The sequence below is a fragment of the Halorubrum tibetense genome (assembly GCF_055396225.1).
In genome coordinates, this window is sequence record NZ_AP043742.1 from 2876793 (window position 1) to 2894783 (window position 17991).

The window sequence follows — 17991 nt, forward strand, 5'->3', positions numbered from 1 at the left end:
GCTAAAACCCCACTGATCCGACAGACGACGTTATCAAACCCGGGTATTTGCGAGACACCTTTTTAACCACGTGTCGGGTGCAATCGGATATGGATCGCACGGACGCCGAGCGCACGCCCGGGGACGAGACGGGCGACGTGGCGCGTTCGGACGCCGACGTCCCGGTAGCGGTAGGACGATACACGTGGCGGGAGTTCCTCCGGGAGCACGGCCACGAGGCGGCCGCCGCCGACCTCTACGAGTGGATACCGGACGTGCCTTCGGTTCCGGCGAGCGTCGTGAAGACACGCGTCGAGGACCCATCGACGCCCGTCGTTCGGGTCGATGGCGTCGAGCGGCCGTACCGTGTCGACGGCGAGACGCCGGTCGATGGTCACGGCACCCCCGATGCCGGCACGCTCGTGATCGGGGGCGACGACGTCGTCGTAAGTGGCTCGGCGGTAGTCGAAGACCGGCGGAGAAGCATCTCGGAACGGCTGGAGTCGGAGCGGGAGGCAGCGGAGCGGGAGGAAGCGGAGCGGGAGGAAGCAGAGCGGGAGGCAGCGGAGCGGGAGGAAGCAGAGCGGGAAGCGGCGGAGCGAGATGGAGAGCAAAAAGCAGCGGAGCGAGAAGCGGCGGGGATAGAATCGGTCGAGCACGAGGCCAAGGACACACCGGCGGACCCGGTGGAGCCCCCGGATGTAGCCGGCTCGGACGACGACTCTGCGACCGACGAACACGGAGATGACTCGTCGACAGCGGATCTCGGATCCGATGACTCCGCAACCGGCGTCGACTCCGAGTCCACGGACCTCCTCGGAGTCGATCCTCCCGGCGAGTCGACCGCGGACGACGACAGGAACCTGTTTGGGTCCCCCAACGACGAGGCGGACGACGACGTAGCCGACTCGGACAACGCCGACTCGGACGACGGCACCGTCACTATCGGCGATGACGGCGACGATGATCGTCGCGGTGAGGGGGACCACGACTCGTCGACCGGCGATGGCGACTCGGACAACGCCGACCCGGACCGGAACGGGGACGTGGCGATCGCGGATGAGAACGGGGACGGGGCGACCACGGACGAGAGCGGAGATACCGCAGAGGAGCGCGACACCGACGAGGAGCGCGACACCGACGAGGAGCGCGACACCGACGGGAACGCGATGACGGACGGCGGCGACGACGTGATCGCGGACGACGGATCGGATTCCGGGCCGGTGCCCTCAGCCCCGGATACGGACGCATCGGACGCATCGGACGAGGCGGACTGGCGCGGGGTGGATGTCGAGGTCGGTCCGGACGGGGTCTCCGGACTCGTCGTGGTCGACGGGGCGGACGTCGAGCCCGTTCCGGCTCGGCCGCCGGCGGCCATCGACTGGGAACGGGTCCCGATCGATCCCGCCACGTTCCTCGGGTTCGACCCCGACGACCTCGGCTACCGGCTGTGGGCCGCCGACGCCGTCGGCGACGCGCTCTGGGACCTGTGTCACGCCCGGTACAACCTCTACGAGGTCCCCGTGCTCAAGGGGTACTACACGTGGGACGACTACGTCGACCAGTGCTACCGCGACGAGGCGGGCGAGCTTCCGACCGACGAGGCGGACGAACCGATACCGTTCACCCACGAGCACAAAGTGGAGGCGTTGGGGTTCGACCCCGACGGGATCGAGGACGTGCTGGCTGCAGGCGCGGACACGGCAGCCCAGCTCTCCGACCTGATCGACGAGCGGACCGTGAACGTGAACCCCGACCTCGACGAGGACGCGTTCTTTTCGACGGCGGACGGCGAGACCACGCTCGCGAACCGATACGACCTGGAGAAGGCGGTTCCGATGGCGAAAAAGACGCATTTCCGTGAGATCGAGCGCTACTGGGTGAACGAGCCGTACGCGTTCGTGATCGTGTTCCGCTCGACGAAGGAGAACGAGGTGAAATACTACGCGGTCCAGCCGTACCTGACCCGGATCGAGTCGGACCTCGCCGAGTTCCTCACCGGGAAGCTCCGGACCTCGATCAAGTACGCCGACGAGTCGATCGCCGGCGGCGACGAGGCGTTCCGCGAGGAGGTCATCGCCGACGAGACGCGGACCCTCCTCGACCGGTATGACCTCTACGAGGAAGACGACGAGGGACTGATCGTCGACCTCATCGACCGACTCGACGGCCGACTCGACCGCGGCGGCGGCTCGGGGAACCGACGCTTCGACCTCGGTCGCCTCGGCGACCGCGTCGGCTTCGACCGGATGGGGCTCGACCGCGTGGGACTCGATCGAATGGATTTCGGCTCGCTCAATGACGGGTTCGAGACGCTTCGCGGCCGAATCGTCGACGCGATCGACTACGAGCCGCCGGACCAGCGCGCGGAGCGCCCGTCGGGGATCAGTGCCCGCCCCGAGCCGGCGGTGCTCGCTGACGACGCGCGGACGCTCTCGCGGTATCAGGTCGAGAAGCTGCTGTACTATCTCAAACGCGACTTCATCGGATACGAGCGGATCGACCCGATCAAACACGACATCAACGTCGAGGACATCTCGTGTGACGGATACGAGTCGCCGGTGTTCGTCTACCACTCCGAGTACGAGCAGATAATCACGAACGTGTACCACGGGACCGACGAGCTCGACGACTTTGTCGTCAAGCTCGCCCAGCGCTCCGGGAAGGGGATCTCGAAGCGGCGGCCACAGGTGGACGCGACGCTGCCGGACGGCTCCCGCGCCCAGCTCACCCTCGGCAAGGAGGTGTCCGACCACGGGACGAACTACACGATCCGTCAGTTCAAGGACGTCCCGTTCACGCCGGTGGACCTCATCAACTGGAAGACGTTCTCGCTCGACGAGATGGCGTTCCTGTGGCTCTGTATCGAGAACAACAAGAACCTGATATTCGCCGGCGGGACCGCCTCCGGGAAGACGACGAGCCTGAACGCCGTCTCGCTTTTCATCCCGTCGAACGCCAAGATCGTCTCGATCGAGGACACTCGCGAGGTCGAGCTCCCACAGCGCAACTGGATCGCCTCGGTCACCCGCCCGTCCTTCTCCGACGACGACAAGGGCGACGTCGACGAGTTCGACCTCCTGGAGGCGGCGCTCCGACAGCGCCCCGACTACATCGTGATGGGCGAGATCCGCGGCGAGGAGGGTCGGACCGCGTTCCAGGTCATGTCGACCGGACACACCACGTACACGACGTTCCACGCCGACTCCGTCGGCGAGGTGCTCAAGCGGTTCACGACGGACCCGATCAACGTCTCGAAGACGATGTTCACCGCCCTCGATCTGGTCTCGATCCAGACGTCGACGCGAGTCCAGGGGCGCAAAGTTCGGCGGAACAAGTCACTCACCGAGATCAACCACTACGACGCCGAGAACGACGAGATCAACGTGCAAGACGTGTATCAGTGGCAGGCGGAGACGGACGAGTTCCTCCAGATGGGCGACTCGAACACGCTCGAAGAGATCATGTTCGACCGGGGGTGGAGCCGGGAGACCCTCAACGACGAGCTCCGGAAGCGGCGACTCGTGCTGGCGTATCTCATCGACCGCGGACTCAACAGCTACGCGCAGGTCGCGGCGACGTTTCAGGCGTTCATCAACGACCCCGAAACGGTGCTCGCGCTCATGGCGAACGACGAGCTGGAACGCTCTCTCGAGGACCTCCGGGAGATGGAGTCGGTCCTGATCAACGTCGACCCCGAGACCGAGGCGATGGTCCCGCGGCCCGACCCCGACGAGGACGGCCGCGAGGAGGCGAAAGCCATTCTGAACTCCGCTGACGACCTCCTCGCCGACTACCGAGGGTCGATCCCCGACTCGGTCGCGGAGGCGCTCCTCGACCTCGGTCCTGCCCGAGACGTTGAGGCCGACCCCGATGCGGACCACGCGACGCTCGCGGAGAACGCTCAAGAGGCGGACGCGCTTGCGTCGGCCCACCAGGAGGCCGATCCGGTCGCTGCCGACCGGCTCGACGAGGCGCTTCGAGCCGGCGTCTCGGCTGCCGCCGCGACCGCAGCGGCGGTCCATGCCGCCGTCGCGTCCACGGGCTCCGATAACGGGACGTCTCCCGACGCCGACGATGGGATGTCTCCCAGCACCAACGATGGACCGTCCAGCGTGAACGATCCGACTGTCGCGACGGGCCGGAACGTACAGGAAGATAGAACCAACACGGTAGCAGCGTCCTCGGACGTGGACGGCGCGCGGACGCTCGAATCGAACGGGGATAGCTCCGATCGGTCGAGCGATCCCGACAGACAAATCGAACAGACCGGTCAGGGAGAGTCGACCACCGCCGACGGCGACAGCGGGATCGACTTCGATCGCCCGTTCGATGGCGCTATCGACGTGATGGGACCGCCTTCCGATATCGACTCTGGCAGTGACAGTCCCGATTCGGAGGCCCGTGGGGAGCGGACCGAAACCAACGGTGCGACCGACGAGAACGGCCGTAGTGACGCCGAGGTCATCACGGACGGCGATACGGTCGATGAGGATACCAAAGAAACCGACGGCGACGACGCCAACGAGACCGACGGCGACGACGCGGCCGGGTCGGAGACGGATATCGACGAGTGGGGATTCGAGACTGTCGAGCCCACCGAGGAGGACGGGTAACATGAGCTCACAGGACGGGTCACCATGAGCCTCGATACGGGGCTTCGGGGCGGGACCGTGGACGACGACCCCCTCGGCCGGCTGTTCTACCCGGCGTTCCGGTTTCTGTTCGATCCCGACGGCGACTTCGTCGGAGACGTCGAGCGGAAGCTCGCGGAGGCCCGGATGCCCGACCCCGTCGAGATGTACGTCTCGCGGTCCCTCGGTGTCGGCTTGCTCGTGGGATTCCTCCTCTGGATCGTCGGGACCGTCATCGGCTACGCCGTGTTCTCTCTCGGGCTGATCGATCCCGAGATGCTGTCGCTCGGGATCCCCTCGCCGAGCCCGGCCGCGACGGAGCTGTTGCGGTCGCTCGTCGTTCCGGGGGCGGTGTTCATCAGCGGGCTGGTGTTCGGGTCGATCGGGTTCGCGCTCGGGTTCGGTGGCCTGATCGCGGTTCCGTACTCCCGGGCGTCGGCGCGGGAACGTGAGATCAACATGCTGCTCGCCGACTCCGTCTCGTTCATGTATGCGCTGTCGGTTGGAGGGCTCAACCAGCTCGAGATCCTGCGAGCGATGGCGACCGCCGAGGACACCTACGGCGAGGTATCGAAAGAGTTCCAGAGCGTGATCAACGAGACGGAGTACTTCGGCACCGACTACCGGAACGCGCTGCGGCAACAGTCGATGGAGACCCCCTCCGACGAGCTGTCGCAGTTCCTCGCGGATATGCTCTCCATCGTCAACTCCGGCGGGGACATGGAGTCGTTCCTGAAGGACAAAAAGGAGAAACACCTCCGTACCTCGAAACAGGAGCGCGAGATGACCCTCGAGACGCTGGAGCTGTTCGGCGAGATGTACATGACGCTCTCGCTTTTCCCCCTGCTTCTCATCGTCATCCTCGTGATCATGGGGATGATGGGCGAGTCGGACGACTTCCTGTTGTACGCCACGGTGTACCTGCTCATCCCGCTCACCGGGCTCGGCTTCCTCGTGCTCGTCTCGACGGTCAAGCAGGACGAACCCGGCGACGGCTACCTCCACCCGGACGGCGGCAGCGAGCGCCTCCGACAGACCAGCCGGGAAGGGCTGTTCCACTTCGGGCTCGTCGAGGCGTTCGTCGGGCGTGGTGGTGTGTTCGACCGGATCCGCGACCGCGAGGGGACGTACAAAACCACGCAGATCCTCGCCGCCCCGCACCACTTCCTCCGGGACAACCCGCTGTACACCCTCGCGCTGACCGTCCCCGCTGCCGGGGCGCTGCTCGCGGTCGCGGTCGCCGCTGGCTCCGCGCCGACGACGTTCGACGGTTGGGTCGACAGCCCGGTGTGGTCCGCGTTCATCTGGGTGTACGTCCCGGCATACGTGACGCTGATCCCGCTGGCGGTGTTCTACGAGTGGGACCAGCGCGCCAAGCGGGCGGTGACCGGGAAGCTCTCGGAGAACCTCCGGAAGCTCTCCTCCGCGAACGACACCGGTCAGACGCTCCTCGAGTCGGTCCGGACGGTCGCGGACACCTCCTCCGGGAAGCTCGCCGACGAGTTCGACGTGATCCACGCGAAAGTGAACTACGGGATGAGCCTCCGCGACGCCCTCGTCGAGTTCAACAACAAGTACGCCGTCCCAAGGCTTGCCCGGACGGTCAAGCTGATCTCCGAGGCACAGGAGGCGTCCTCACAGATCACCGACGTGCTGACGACCGCCGCACAGGCCTCCGAGAATCAGGACGACATCGAGCGCGAGCGACGCTCCAGAACCCGGATGCAGGTCGCGATCATCCTGATGACGTACGTCACCCTGCTGGGTGTGATGGCGATCCTCCAGACGCAGTTCATCGACGTGATGGGCGGGCTGGCGGCCGAGGCGGACGGCGGGTCGGCAGAGGCGGTCGGCGGCGGTGCGGGCCCCGACTTCGGCGGCGGCGTCGACCCGGACGTGCTCTCGATGCTGTTCTTCCACGCGGTGACGATACAGGCCGCCCTCTCCGGGTTCATCAGCGGCTACATCCGGAACGCGAACGTCCTCTCCGGCGTGAAGTTCGCGGTCGTCCTCATGACGCTGGCACTGGGGGTGTGGATATTCGTCGGATGACCCCCGAGCAACCCAATGCCGACCGCGGACGCAACCGTGCACAGACGCAGATCGACTTCGCGGTCGGCGCGGGCGTGTTCCTCGTCGCGCTCGCGTTCGTCATCGCGTTCGTACCGGCGCTGTTCGAGCCGTTCGCCGCCACCGAGAGCGCCTCGCCGATCGTGAGCGACCGGATCGCCGCGGCGACGGTCGACACGCTCGGGGCGTCGTCCGCCGAGGGACTGCACGCGCCGACGGAGCCGGGCGTGCTCTCGCCGGGGTGTACGGTCGCGTTCTTCACCGCGAACACGACGCTCAACGGGACGCTCGACTGCCCGTTCGACGCCGGCGACGACCCGGCCACGCTGTTCGGCCACGACGGGGACGTCCAGGTGATCGTCCACGAACTCGACGGGAGCGCACCGCGCGACGAGACGGAGCTCCCCGGCGTCGACATCGCGACCGAGGCGGGAACGTTCGAGAACGTGACGTTAAGCCGAGCGAGCGCCGATCCACTGGGGGCCACCGACGACACCACGGTCTCGGGACGGATCGTCTCGCTCGACGGCCAACAGTACCGGCTGACGGTGCGGGTGTGGTGACGATGGCCCGAACGATCACCCTCGGAGGCGACGACCGCGGCCAGGCACACACGCTGGAGGCGTTCGTGGCGGCGATCCTGCTCGTCGCGGGGCTCACGTTCGCGCTCCAAGCGACGGCGGTGACTCCGTTGTCCGCGAGCACGTCGAACCAACACATCGAGAACCAGCAGCGCGCGACCGCGACCGACCTCCTCGAGACGAGCGCCGCGAACGGCGACCTCCGCGAGGCGGTGCTGTACTGGGATCCCGGCAACGAGTCGAGGGACTCCGGGTTCGCCGGGACCCGAGAGGGCCTGACGTATCACACCGGGGGCGGGCCGCCGAACGCGTTCGGCGAGGCCCTAGACCGGGCGTTCCTCGAATCCCGGATCGCGTTCAACGTCCACGTGACGTATCACGTCGGGGATCACGCATACGGCGAGAAACCGTTCCGCAGCCAGCGGATGGTGTACATGGGGTCGCCGAGCGACAACGCCGTGACGGCCACCCGGACGGTGACGGTGTCGAACGACACGACCCTGACCGCGCCGGGGTTCGAGGACCGGCGGCTCTCGGACGTCGAACCGGACCCACCCGTAACGGACGGCTTCTACGCCCCTGGCGTCGGCGACGGGCCGACGTACAACTATCTGGAGGTGCGCATCGTCGTATGGCGCATGTGAGCATCGACCTCCCGGACGGCGAGCGCTTCCGCGGGTCGGACCGCGGCCAGCTGCTGGTGGTCGCCGGCCTCGTGATGGCGGTGTCGCTCGTCGCGCTCGTCGTCCTGCTCAACGCCACCATCTACAGCGAGAACGTCGCGACCCGCGGGATCGAGGCGGCGGACGGCGAGGCGACGGAGGTGCGGGCCGCCACCGTCGAGGGCGTCGGCGAGACGATCGACGCGGTGAACCGGGCACACGAGGGTGAGGATCCCCCGACCGACGCGGCTCTCGCCGACATCGACGAGCTCGAGGAGCGGCTCGGTCGAAGCTACGCCAGACGCGGGGCTACGGTACAGCTGGACGCCGATGCCAGCCGCACGAGCGGGGGCGACCGCGTCGACACCGCCGGCAAGGACACCTCGCTCGCGAACGCGACGAACGCGACGTCGTACACCGTGGCAGGGAATATCGACGGCACGCGCGGGTTCGTCCTCGACCTCGAAGTCGACTCGCTCGCGAGCTCGACGGCCGGCGACGCCGCCGACGAGGCGTTCCACGTCGTCGTCGATCCGGCGGGCAACGAGCGCCGCGAGGTGTACGTCTATCGGGACGACGGCTCCGACGATGTCGTCGTCGCGGCCGGCGACGGGGGCGAGGACCCCGCCGTCGTCTGCACTGTCGACCCGGTGGGAGCCGACCGCGTGTCGGTCGACGTTACCGGCGAGCGGCTGGACGGAGAGCCGTGTGTCGGCCTGTGGCCGTCGGACCGACTCGCCCCGGGGAACGAACACACGCTCGAAGTCGGGAACGGCGACGCGGCCGACGGCGTGATACGCGCGACGGTCCGGCCGACGAACACCGAGCTCGTCACCGACGTCGACGACGCCGACACCGCTGGGGCGGTGTACGACGCCACGGTCGACCTCACCTATCGCACCGCCGAGCTGTGGTTCGAGACGACCCTCCGGGTCGCCCCGGGTGAGCCCGATGCGTGAGGGTAGCGGGACCCGAGGTCCGACCCGAGATCCGGCCCGCGGTCGGAGGTCCGTGCCCGACGACGAGCGCGCGGTGAGCACGGCCGTCGGGTACGTGTTGACCCTCGCCATCGGCGCGGTGTTGCTCTCGGGCGTCGTCATCGGGGTCGGCGGGCTGCTCGACTCACAGACCGACCGGGCGGTCCGCGGGGACCTCTCCGTCGTCGGGCAGGGGGTCGTCGCCAACCTCGAGAACACCGACCGGCTCGCTCGGGCGGCGGAGGCTGGGCGGACCGATCCGGCAGTCGATCCGGCGGACGGAACCGCCGTCGTCGAGATCGAGGTCGACCTGCCGAGACGCGTCGCCGGGGTTCCCTACACCGTCGAGGTCGGTCAAGACGCGGTGACGGTCCGGACGGACCGGCCGGCCGCCAGCGTCCGGATCCCGCACGCGGCTCGCGTCGACGTGGCGGAAACGACCCTTCGTGGCGGTCCGCTCCGGATGGCGTACGACGCGGACCCTGACGACCCGGCGAACGGGACACTCGAGGTGACAGAGCAATGACTCGTGGACGCCTCGGTGAAACCGGTGGGGACTCTCCCGACGAACGGGCCGTCAGTGACGTGGTCGGCTACGTGCTCGTGTTCGCGTTGGTGACGGCGACGCTCGCGGCCGTGTTCACGATCGGGTTCGTGGGTTTGGAGGAGCGCCAAGACGCCGAGCGAGTCGAAAACGTCGAGCGGGCCTTCGACGTGCTCGACGACAACGTCCGTGACATCCAGCGCTACGAGGACCCGAGCCGGGCGACGGAGGTCCGGCTCAGCGGGGGTTCGATGTCGCTCGCGGAGCCGACGACCGTCACCGTCGAACAGCTGGACGCCGGGAACAACACGGTGGGGAACGTGACGACGCGAACGTCGAACGCGATCACGTACACCCGGGACGACACGACGATCGGGTACGACATGGGAGCCCGGTTCCGGACGCAGGGAGACACGACGGTGTTCCGCTCCGGTCCGCGGTTCGTCGCGGAGGACGGGAAGACGGTGCTCCCGATCGTCAGAACCCGTCTCGGTGACGGGTCGGACACCGTACGCGGCGACGGGACCGTGCAGGTGTCGACCGAAACCGCCGAGCTCCGGTGGTTCGAGTATCCGGAGTCGGACGTCGACCCCGCCGACGTGGAGGACATCCGGATCCGGATCGACTCCCAGCGGGCGGACGCCTGGGGTGAGTACCTAGAGCGGACAGGCGGGTTCTCCGTCGTAGAGACGGGTGAGACCTCCGTTTCGGCGCGTCTCGAACACGACGACGCCGTCTACATTCGGGTGTACGTGGTCGACGTCTCGTTCCGTCGGTGACCTGTTACGGCACCTACGGTTCCAGTCGGTGACGCGTCGTGAATGGCTCACGCGTGACCTAACAGAGAACCGGGGCGATCAGTCGACCGAGGCGGTCAGTCGAACCGGAGCTCGACCGTGTTCTCGCTCACGTGGAGATACGTGATCGGGTTCTGTCCGGGGCCGCCAGTGATCGTGAGCTGGATCCCGGCGAGGCCGGGATCGTACTCCATCTCGGAGTTCCCACCCAAGTCGACGCGGTCGAACACGAACGAGCCACGGAGCGTGGGGTTCCCGTTGGCTTCGAGGTGCGCGTTCGGCGCGTAGATGATCGCGTCGATCTCCGCGTTCCCGATGCCGTTAGTGTTCTCCGCGACGCCACCGTTCACGTAGAACTGGGTCCGCTGTGCGTCGATTGACGACGCCATCGTCCCTATCGTCGGGTTGTTGAGGTCCCAGTCGCCGTTGATGTAGTACCGGACCTCGTGTTCCGTCTCATCGACGATCTGGAGGTCGCTTCCTCCGCTGTCGAAATCCCCGTCGATGGCGATAACGATGTCCCCTCCCGTCGTGTTGAACTCGACATCTTCAGTGAGGTCGAAGTCGCCGTCGCTGTAGTAGACACCGTCCGTACAGGTGTCGACACCCAAACACTCGGTGATGTCCGCCCCCTCGTCCGCACCGCGTTCGAGCTGGTCATCGATCACGACCGACGGCGACGGATTCGATGCCCCGAGCTCGTACTCGTCCTCGTGCAGCGGGATATCCATGTCCGTGTCGTCGCTGCCGAGCGCGAGCGGCTTGTCGAGTGACACCTCGTCCGGCACGACCAGCCGAGCCGTCGCAGTCCGGTTCTCGTCGTCCTTGCTCACGTCGCCGTCGGCGCGCTGGGAGAAGAAGTCGTACCACCCCTCGTAGTAGTCGCTCTCGATCTCGACGATCACGGTCCCGTTCTGGAGCGGGTTGTCCACGTTCGGGAACACCCGCTCGCCGACGGCCTGTTTGCGGACGACGCCGGTCCCGCGGTTCGGTGCCGCGTCGTCGCCGGTCAACCGGACGATCGGGAACGTGAGCGTGCTCCCGCGGTAGTGGTACTCCGGCGGCGACACCATTCTACCGCGATCACCCTCCAGACTCCAAACGCCGCCGCCCTGTACGGCCACCTGGCGACTATCACCGGTGTACGTCAGCGTGCCGAGGTCGAACGACTCGCTCGCGACCGTTCCGTTCGGATCCTCGATCCGGATCTCGACGTGACCGGCCTCCTCGTCCAACCGGAGGTCGCCGCCGTCGACGTCGCCGAGATCGAACCGCTTGGCGTCGGTCTCGCCGAGCGCGACCAGGCTCGCCTGCGAAGTCAGCTGTGACATCCCGTTCTCGACGCCGGCGGAGCGCGCGTCGTCGGTGACTGCCGCGAGCGCGACGCTGCCCGTCGCCACCGTCACCGTCACAGCGGCGATCGTGATCCCCAGGAGGAACACCGTCCCGAGGACCTCGCTTTGGGCACGCTCACGGCGGAACATACGATCACTTCGTCGTCACAGTATATAAACGTCGACCGCCGAGTATCGAGACTGATAGCACTTGCACGGCCCAACGGCGACATCGACCGATTGCTGGTGGAGCGACCCTGCGACACATCACTTAAGAACGCTCGCGGTCGATTCCGGATATGAGTGACCCCCCAGTGCTCGGCGAGAAACGACGGTTCCGTCGAGCTGCGGGGGTGAACGTCGTCGGGAACACCGCGAAGATCGTCGTCGAGGGGGCCGCCGGGCTCGCGTTCGGGAGCGTGGCGCTGCTTGCCGACGCGGCCCACTCCGTCGCCGACCTCGTCGCCAGCGCCGTCGTGTTCGTGTGGGGTGGGTCGCGGTACGACGGCCCGGACCCGGAACACCCGCACGGCCACCAGCGGATCGAACCGCTGACGGCGCTGTTCGTCGGGGCGATCATCTTCCTGTTGGGTCTCGTTCTCCTGCGCGAGTCGGCTCTCGGCCTGTTCGGCGTGCCTGAAGTCTCCGCCAGCCCCGTGTTGATCGGGGCGCTGCTGTTCGCGATCGCCGATATGTACGCGCTCTACTGGTACACGACGCGAGTGAACACGGATCTCGGATCGACCGCGCTCGCCGCGCTCGCGACCGACTGTCTGAACGACATCTACACGTCGCTCGCCGCGATGGTCGGGGTGCTCGGCGCGCTGTTCGACGTCCCGGTGCTCGACCCGGTCGCGGGCGCGCTCGTGAGCCTGCTCGTGATGTATCAAGGGGTGAACATCGCTCGTGAGAACGTGACGTATCTCGTTGGCGCGGCCCCGCCCGCGGGCGACCGTCAGCGGGTGGTCGGTGCGCTCCGCGAACATCCAGAAGTGGTCGGCGTTCACGACCTTCGCGTGTTCTACGACGGGACGGATCTGGAGGTCGAAGTCCACGTCGAGGTCGACGGCGAGATGACGCTCCGACACGCCCACGACATCGAGACCGAGCTCGTCACCCGGCTGCGGGCGTTGGAGGGAATCGGGGACGTCCACGTGCACCTCGACCCGTCCGGCGTCGGCGAGTGGAAGGACGCGGAGGAGTCGACCCCGACCGGGACCGACTGAGATCACGGCGTCGGCGCGGTGAGGGCTGACCAGCCGCACGGACGCAAACGACTCTCCATTACCCGGCAGCGTGTGGGTTATGCCGCTCACGACCCAACGATCGGTATGTTCGGTCGTCGCTGGTTGGAGATGACGTGGCGCGACGGACTGTTCGTCCACTGGGCGGTCGATCCCGCCCTCGTCGCCGACACGCTTCCCGATAGGCTCCGGGTCGACACGCACGACGGGGACGCGTATCTCGGTGTCGTCCCCTTCGTGATGGCGGATATCCGCCCCCGTGGGTCCCCGATCGGACTCTCCTTTCCGGAGCTGAACCTCAGGACCTACGTCGAAGGGCCGAACGGCCCGGGCGTCTACTTCTACAACCTTGACGCGGCCGATCGCCTCGGGGTTGCGGTGGCACGACGACTCTTCGCGCTCCCGTACTATCGAGCCCGGGTGGAGGTGACTCGTGATGGCGAGGCGGTGCGGTTCTCCAGCGATCGAACGCATCGAGGCGCGCCCGCGGCGACGTTCGACGCGACGTACGAACCGACCGGCGACCCGTTCACACCCGAACCCGGGTCGTTGGCGGCGTTCCTCGTGGAGAACTACCGCTTTTACGCGCGTGGGAACCGGCTGTACTGCGGCGAGATCGGACACGACCCGTGGACGCTTCGGCCGGCGGACGCCGAAATACGGACCAACACGCTGTTCGAGGCGAACGGCTTCGATCGGCCGAAGGGGGACCCGATCGTCCACGCCGCCGACCCGATCGACGTGACCGCGGACCGGATCCGACGGGTCTGACCGGCCGGTGGAATCGGGCCGTCGACGACGTTGACCGGCGATCGGTTCCGATCGACCGGCGGGTCCGGGCTCCCGCAGTCAGGGGAACAGCCCGCGGTACTCGTGTGCGCTCGCGGTTCGCTCCAACGCCAGCGTGTACGCCGCGGTCCGGAGATCTGGGACGTCTCCCACGTCGTACCGCTCGATGGTGTCGTCGAACGCTGAGCCGATGCGTCGTTCCAGCTCCGCGTTGACCGTCTCCAGCGGCCAGGAGAACTCCTGTGCGTTCTGTACCCACTCCAGATACGAGACGATGACGCCGCCGGCGTTCGCGAGGATGTCGGGGACGACGGGGACGTCCCGTCCGGAAAGCACCTCGTCGGCCGCCACCGTCGTCGGTCCATTTGCGGCCTCGACGATCGCGCCCGCCCGCAGGTCGTCCACGTTGTCGGCGGTGATCACGCCCTCGATCGCCGCTGGAACGAGGACGTCCACGTCGAGCGTCAACAGCGTCTCGTTTGTGACGAGCTCCGCGTCGTCCTCGGGCGAACGCTCCGGCTCGCTCCGTGTGTCGCCGGCGGTATACTCCTCGATGAGGCCACCGGCACCGACGTGGTCCGCGAGCGCCGCGACGTCGAGCCCGTCGGGATCGTACGCCGCGCCGGTCACGTCGGAGGTCGCGACGACGGTCGCACCCATCTCGTCGAGGAGCTGAGCCGCGTTCGATCCGACGTTCCCGAACCCCTGGATCGCGACCGTCGCGTCAGTGAGCTCGCGGTCGAGGTACTCGAAGAGGCGCTCGGTGACGATCGAGACGCCGCGACCGGTCGCCTCGACGCGCCCCGGCGTCCCGCCGATCTCGAGCGGCTTGCCGGTGACGACCTGCGGGACCGAGTACCCCTCGTACATCGAGTAGGTGTCCATCATCCACGCCATCGTCTGTGGGTTCGTGTTCATGTCCGGCGCGGGCACGTCGATCTCGGGCCCGATCATCCGCCGGATCCCCTCGGTGTACCGGCGGGTAAGCCGCTCGAGGTCGCGTTCCGTGAGGTCTTTGGGCTCGCAGATGACGCCGCCCTTCGCGCCCCCGTACGGGAGGTCGACGAGCGCCGCTTTCCACGTCATCCAGCCGGCGAGCGCCTCCACTTCCTCCTGTGTCACCGTGGGGTGGTAGCGAACGCCACCCTTGAACGGACCGCGGGCCCCGTCGTACTGACAGCGGTACCCCTCGAACACCTCCACCTCGCCGGATTCGAGCTCGACCGGGAGCGTGACTTTCAGCGTCCGCTCCGGGTGTTTGAGCCGCTCGAAGACGCCCTCGTCGACGTCGGCGTACTCCGCGGCGCGGTCCATCTGCGCGAGCATGTTGTCGAACGGGTCGTCGGCCATCGTCCGCCACTCTCTGGTGACGGGTGATATCGGTTTCGCAAATATTGCGAGGGGCGCGACGGGGTACGCCGCCCGTCGGATGGGGCGAAGACCGAGCCGCATGTCGGGTGCCGCTCCTCCAGCGTTTCGCCGGATCTTATAAGTGACCGTCGACAACGGAGCGGTATGAGACCCGCACACGTGACGGAGGAACGTCGATGACGGCACAGCGGCTACACCCACGCGTCCGGATCGTGTGGGTCGTACGCGCCGTCATCATCGCGTTGTTCCTCTCGGTGCCCGTCGCGGGCGCCCACTACCTCGGCTACCTCCCACGGTGGGTACCGGCCGTCGCCGGCGTGACGTTCGCCCTCCTCGGTGTCATCCACGCCGTCCTCCGATACCGCCGGTGGAGCTACGAGATCCGCGAGGACGCCCTCTACTTGGATCGCGGCGTCATCACGCAAGTCAGAACCACCGTGCCGCTCGTGCGTATCCAACACGTCGACTCCCGGCGCGGCCCGGTCGAACGCGGGGTCGGGTTGGCGTCCTGTGTCGTGTACACCGCCGGCTCGCGCGGCGCGGACGTCCGTATTCCCGGGTTGACCCCCGACGGGGCCAGCGACCTCCGTGAGGAGCTGAAACGACTGGCGATCCGCGCCGACGGGGAGGACGCGGTGTGAAGCTCGCGCCGCAGTCGATCCCGTACCGTGCGCTTCAGCGAGTCCTCGGGATCGTTATCCTGCTGTTCTTTCTCGCGTCCGCCAACGAGTGGGGTGTACTCGTCGGCGGGGCGGTCGCGCTCGCCCTCGTGCTCGTCTCCGTCGGCTACGAGGTCGCCTACTACCGGCGCTTCGAGTACGAGCTCACCGAGGACACGTTAGACATCTCCTCGGGGGTGATCTCCCGGCGCGAACGCGAGATCCCCTATCGGCGGATCCAGAACGTCGACATCAGCCGCAGCGTGATCCAGCGGGCGATCGGCGTCGCCGCCGTCGACTTGGAGACCGCTGGCGGTTCGAGCACCGAAGGGTCGATCCGGTTCGTGACCCCTGAAGAGGCCACGCGGCTCCAGCGCGAGGTCCAACGCCGGAAGTCCGCGGCGTCGACGTCGGCCGACACCGACGAGAACGGCGACCCGGTCGGCCCGACGGAGGAGGACCTGTTCGCGATCTCGCCGCGCGAGCTCGCCCTCGTCGGCGCGCTCTCGTTCGACGGCCGGCTCATCGGCTTACTCGCGTTCCTCGGATCCGGTTCGTTCCCGGTGTTGTCCGGGTTCCTCCCCGACGCGTCGGCCGCGGTGCTCACCGCGTTCGCGATCGTCGCCGTCGGCGTCCTCTTCCTCGCTTCGTGGGTGATCGGTGCGGGACTGGCGTTCTCGAACTACTACGGGTTCCGACTCTCGCGCGCCGGCGACGAGCTCCGCTACGAGCGCGGCTTGTTCCGCCGGTACAGCGGCTCGATCCCGACGGAGAAGGTACAGACCCTGACGGTCTCTGACAACCCGGCGAAACGCCTGCTCGGCTACGCAAGCCTCTCGATCGAAACCGCGGGGTACGCGCCCGGACAAGGCGGCGATTACGGGAGCCAAGCGGCGGTCCCCATCGCGTCGACTGACCGCGTGTACGAGCTGGCCCGCGAGGTCGAGTCGTTCGGCGATCCCGAGTTTAACCGGCCGCCGAAGCGGATCCGGTGGCGGTACGTGTTCCGTTACACGATGGTCCTCGGCGTTCTGGCGGGGATCGCGTTCGCGGTCGACTGGTACGTTACGCCTGATCTCCCCTGGTACGCGGTGCTCGCGCTGCTCGTCGCGGTCCCGCCCGCGGCCCACCTGAAGTGGAAACATCGCGGCTACTGGCTGGGCGAGGACCACCTGTTGACCCGCAACGGGTTCTGGAGTCGCGAAGTGAAGGCGGTCCCGTACTACCGCATCCAGAACGTCATCGACAGCCGGACCGTGTTCCAGCGGCGTTGGAACGTCGCGACGATCGTCGCGGACACCGCCGGAACCGGATCGCTCGTTGGGAGCGACGCCGCCGCGATCGACTTCGACACCGAGGAGGCGATCGCGCTCCGCGACGAGCTCAGAGCCCGGCTGGGGGACGCGCTCGCGGACCGGCGGGCCCGGCGAACCGCGTTCGAGTGGTTCGAGGGGAATATCGGGAGCGACGAGCCGGCGGACGCGATCGGGGACGAATCCAGTGACGAGGAGCCGGTCGAAGACGATGCCGGCGTCGAACCGGCACCGGACGACGCCGACGGCGACGAGTCGACTACGGGCGAACCCCAAGATGATCCGGTGGACGATCTCCCCGACGACGGGGTCGTCCGTCCGGACTTCTCGACGACGACGCGGGACTACTCACAGCCCGCAGAGCGTATCGACACGGGCGAGTACGCCGTCGATCAGTTCCCGTCTGACACCGACGTGGCGCACCGTCCACAGGAGAATTCCGGCGACGAGTCGGCCACCGACGATTCGGAACCCGAGGATCCCTCCGGCGACGCCTCCAGCGAGGCCTCCGACGACGAGTCCGGGAGGTAGCTGACGCCGACTCTCACACGTCGCTGATGCCGACCCTTACGAAGAATACGAGGCGAAAGCCTCGCCCTTCAGGGCGGGGATGAAGCCGACAAACCCTACACAACCGACATTATCAACTATCCCGGCGTCGTATCATGTGGTAAGACAACTCGCGTAAACTCCCAATCGGAAGAACCGGGGCCACTTCCCGCTGATACGGACGGTTCCACGCCCACTACCGGCAAACCCGGTGGGGAGTACGTGGTTGAGGTTCGTCCGCCGTCCTCACAGTACCCCTACCCGTCACTGGAGACGGTCGGCAACGACCGCGCACACGAGGGGGTGACAGCACATCAAAACACGCCCCGTTCGCGGTTGCACTCCGCCCTCGTCGGCGGAGTACGGTCGATGGCACGACCCGTGTCCGCCCCCGTTCCAACCGTGGGCGGTTGCCCGGTATTCGGACGCTTCGGTCAAGCGGTATCGGGTACGGCACAAGCGGATACCGCGTCCATCTCGGACGTTGA

13 protein-coding genes are annotated in these 17991 nt (G+C 67.3%); 11 read left to right on the forward strand and 2 right to left on the reverse strand.

From position 1 onward, the window contains the following. The first annotated feature begins 89 nt into the window (after nt 1-89). Genes ACZ5TV_RS14225 through ACZ5TV_RS14255 form a run of 7 tightly spaced genes read left to right on the forward strand, consistent with a single transcriptional unit; the run spans nt 90 to nt 10226 of the window. Nucleotides 90-4595 carry a type II/IV secretion system ATPase subunit gene (locus tag ACZ5TV_RS14225; protein ID WP_464383936.1) on the forward strand — a complete coding sequence of 1502 codons (4506 nt, stop codon included), beginning with the start codon at nt 90-92 and terminating at the stop codon, nt 4593-4595. A 24-nt stretch (nt 4596-4619) separates the two neighbouring features. Continuing rightward, entirely contained in the window at nt 4620-6665 is a 2046-nt protein-coding gene (locus tag ACZ5TV_RS14230) for a type II secretion system F family protein (RefSeq protein ID WP_379779435.1), read from the forward strand. Next, a complete protein-coding gene (locus tag ACZ5TV_RS14235; RefSeq protein WP_379779437.1) occupies nt 6662-7246 on the forward strand; it encodes a DUF7287 family protein in 585 nt (194 codons plus the stop codon). The genes ACZ5TV_RS14230 and ACZ5TV_RS14235 overlap by 4 nt, the downstream gene beginning before the upstream one ends. 2 nt (nt 7247-7248) lie before the next feature. Continuing rightward, the gene (locus ACZ5TV_RS14240; RefSeq protein WP_379779439.1) at nt 7249-7908 is read left to right on the forward strand and encodes a DUF7288 family protein; all 660 of its coding nucleotides are present in this window, start codon (nt 7249-7251) and stop codon (nt 7906-7908) included. Continuing rightward, nucleotides 7896-8885 carry a DUF7261 family protein gene (locus ACZ5TV_RS14245; RefSeq protein ID WP_464383937.1) on the forward strand — a complete coding sequence of 330 codons (990 nt, stop codon included), beginning with the start codon at nt 7896-7898 and terminating at the stop codon, nt 8883-8885. Before ACZ5TV_RS14240 ends, ACZ5TV_RS14245 begins: the two co-directional genes overlap by 13 nt. A gap of 52 nt (nt 8886-8937) precedes the next feature. Then, a complete protein-coding gene (locus ACZ5TV_RS14250; RefSeq protein ID WP_379779443.1) occupies nt 8938-9429 on the forward strand; it encodes a DUF7266 family protein in 492 nt (163 codons plus the stop codon). Beyond that, the gene (locus tag ACZ5TV_RS14255) at nt 9426-10226 is read left to right on the forward strand and encodes a DUF7289 family protein (RefSeq protein WP_379779445.1); all 801 of its coding nucleotides are present in this window, start codon (nt 9426-9428) and stop codon (nt 10224-10226) included. The genes ACZ5TV_RS14250 and ACZ5TV_RS14255 overlap by 4 nt, the downstream gene beginning before the upstream one ends. 95 nt (nt 10227-10321) lie before the next feature. On the opposite strand, the gene ACZ5TV_RS14260 is transcribed toward ACZ5TV_RS14255, so the two are convergent. After that, nucleotides 10322-11728: a DUF7289 family protein gene (locus tag ACZ5TV_RS14260; protein WP_379779447.1), complete on the reverse strand. Its 1407-nt coding sequence runs from the start codon at nt 11726-11728 to the stop codon at nt 10322-10324. A 149-nt stretch (nt 11729-11877) separates the two neighbouring features. Between ACZ5TV_RS14260 and ACZ5TV_RS14265 the strand changes: the two genes are divergently transcribed. Further along, nucleotides 11878-12804, forward strand: coding sequence for a cation diffusion facilitator family transporter (locus ACZ5TV_RS14265; RefSeq protein WP_379779449.1), 927 nt, complete (start codon nt 11878-11880; stop codon nt 12802-12804). Nucleotides 12805-12909: 105 nt separating this feature from the next. After that, complete coding sequence (locus ACZ5TV_RS14270) at nt 12910-13593, forward strand: YqjF family protein (protein ID WP_379779451.1); 684 nt, start codon at nt 12910-12912, stop codon at nt 13591-13593. 78 nt (nt 13594-13671) lie between these two features. Here ACZ5TV_RS14270 and ACZ5TV_RS14275 read toward each other — a convergent pair whose 3' ends face one another. After that, entirely contained in the window at nt 13672-14961 is a 1290-nt protein-coding gene (locus ACZ5TV_RS14275; protein ID WP_379779453.1) for a Glu/Leu/Phe/Val family dehydrogenase, read from the reverse strand. Between the two features lie 197 nt (nt 14962-15158). Between ACZ5TV_RS14275 and ACZ5TV_RS14280 the strand changes: the two genes are divergently transcribed. Beyond that, complete coding sequence (locus ACZ5TV_RS14280) at nt 15159-15623, forward strand: PH domain-containing protein (protein WP_379779455.1); 465 nt, start codon at nt 15159-15161, stop codon at nt 15621-15623. Next, nucleotides 15620-17485, forward strand: coding sequence for a PH domain-containing protein (locus ACZ5TV_RS14285; protein WP_379779457.1), 1866 nt, complete (start codon nt 15620-15622; stop codon nt 17483-17485). Before ACZ5TV_RS14280 ends, ACZ5TV_RS14285 begins: the two co-directional genes overlap by 4 nt. Nucleotides 17486-17991: the final 506 nt, after the last annotated feature.

Bases quoted from the DNA above. Each gene is read 5' to 3' on its own strand.
- ACZ5TV_RS14270 (WP_379779451.1), top strand. From the start codon at position 12,910: ATGTTCGGTCGTCGCTGGTTGGAGATGACGTGGCGCGACGGACTGTTC.
- ACZ5TV_RS14225 (WP_464383936.1), top strand. From the start codon at position 90: ATGGATCGCACGGACGCCGAGCGCACGCCCGGGGACGAGACGGGCGAC.
- ACZ5TV_RS14265 (WP_379779449.1), top strand. From the start codon at position 11,878: ATGAGTGACCCCCCAGTGCTCGGCGAGAAACGACGGTTCCGTCGAGCT.
- ACZ5TV_RS14235 (WP_379779437.1), top strand. From the start codon at position 6,662: ATGACCCCCGAGCAACCCAATGCCGACCGCGGACGCAACCGTGCACAG.
- ACZ5TV_RS14255 (WP_379779445.1), top strand. From the start codon at position 9,426: ATGACTCGTGGACGCCTCGGTGAAACCGGTGGGGACTCTCCCGACGAA.
- ACZ5TV_RS14245 (WP_464383937.1), top strand. From the start codon at position 7,896: ATGGCGCATGTGAGCATCGACCTCCCGGACGGCGAGCGCTTCCGCGGG.
- ACZ5TV_RS14230 (WP_379779435.1), top strand. From the start codon at position 4,620: ATGAGCCTCGATACGGGGCTTCGGGGCGGGACCGTGGACGACGACCCC.
- ACZ5TV_RS14280 (WP_379779455.1), top strand. From the start codon at position 15,159: ATGACGGCACAGCGGCTACACCCACGCGTCCGGATCGTGTGGGTCGTA.
- ACZ5TV_RS14275 (WP_379779453.1), bottom strand. From the start codon at position 14,961: ATGGCCGACGACCCGTTCGACAACATGCTCGCGCAGATGGACCGCGCC.
- ACZ5TV_RS14240 (WP_379779439.1), top strand. From the start codon at position 7,249: ATGGCCCGAACGATCACCCTCGGAGGCGACGACCGCGGCCAGGCACAC.
- ACZ5TV_RS14260 (WP_379779447.1), bottom strand. From the start codon at position 11,728: ATGTTCCGCCGTGAGCGTGCCCAAAGCGAGGTCCTCGGGACGGTGTTC.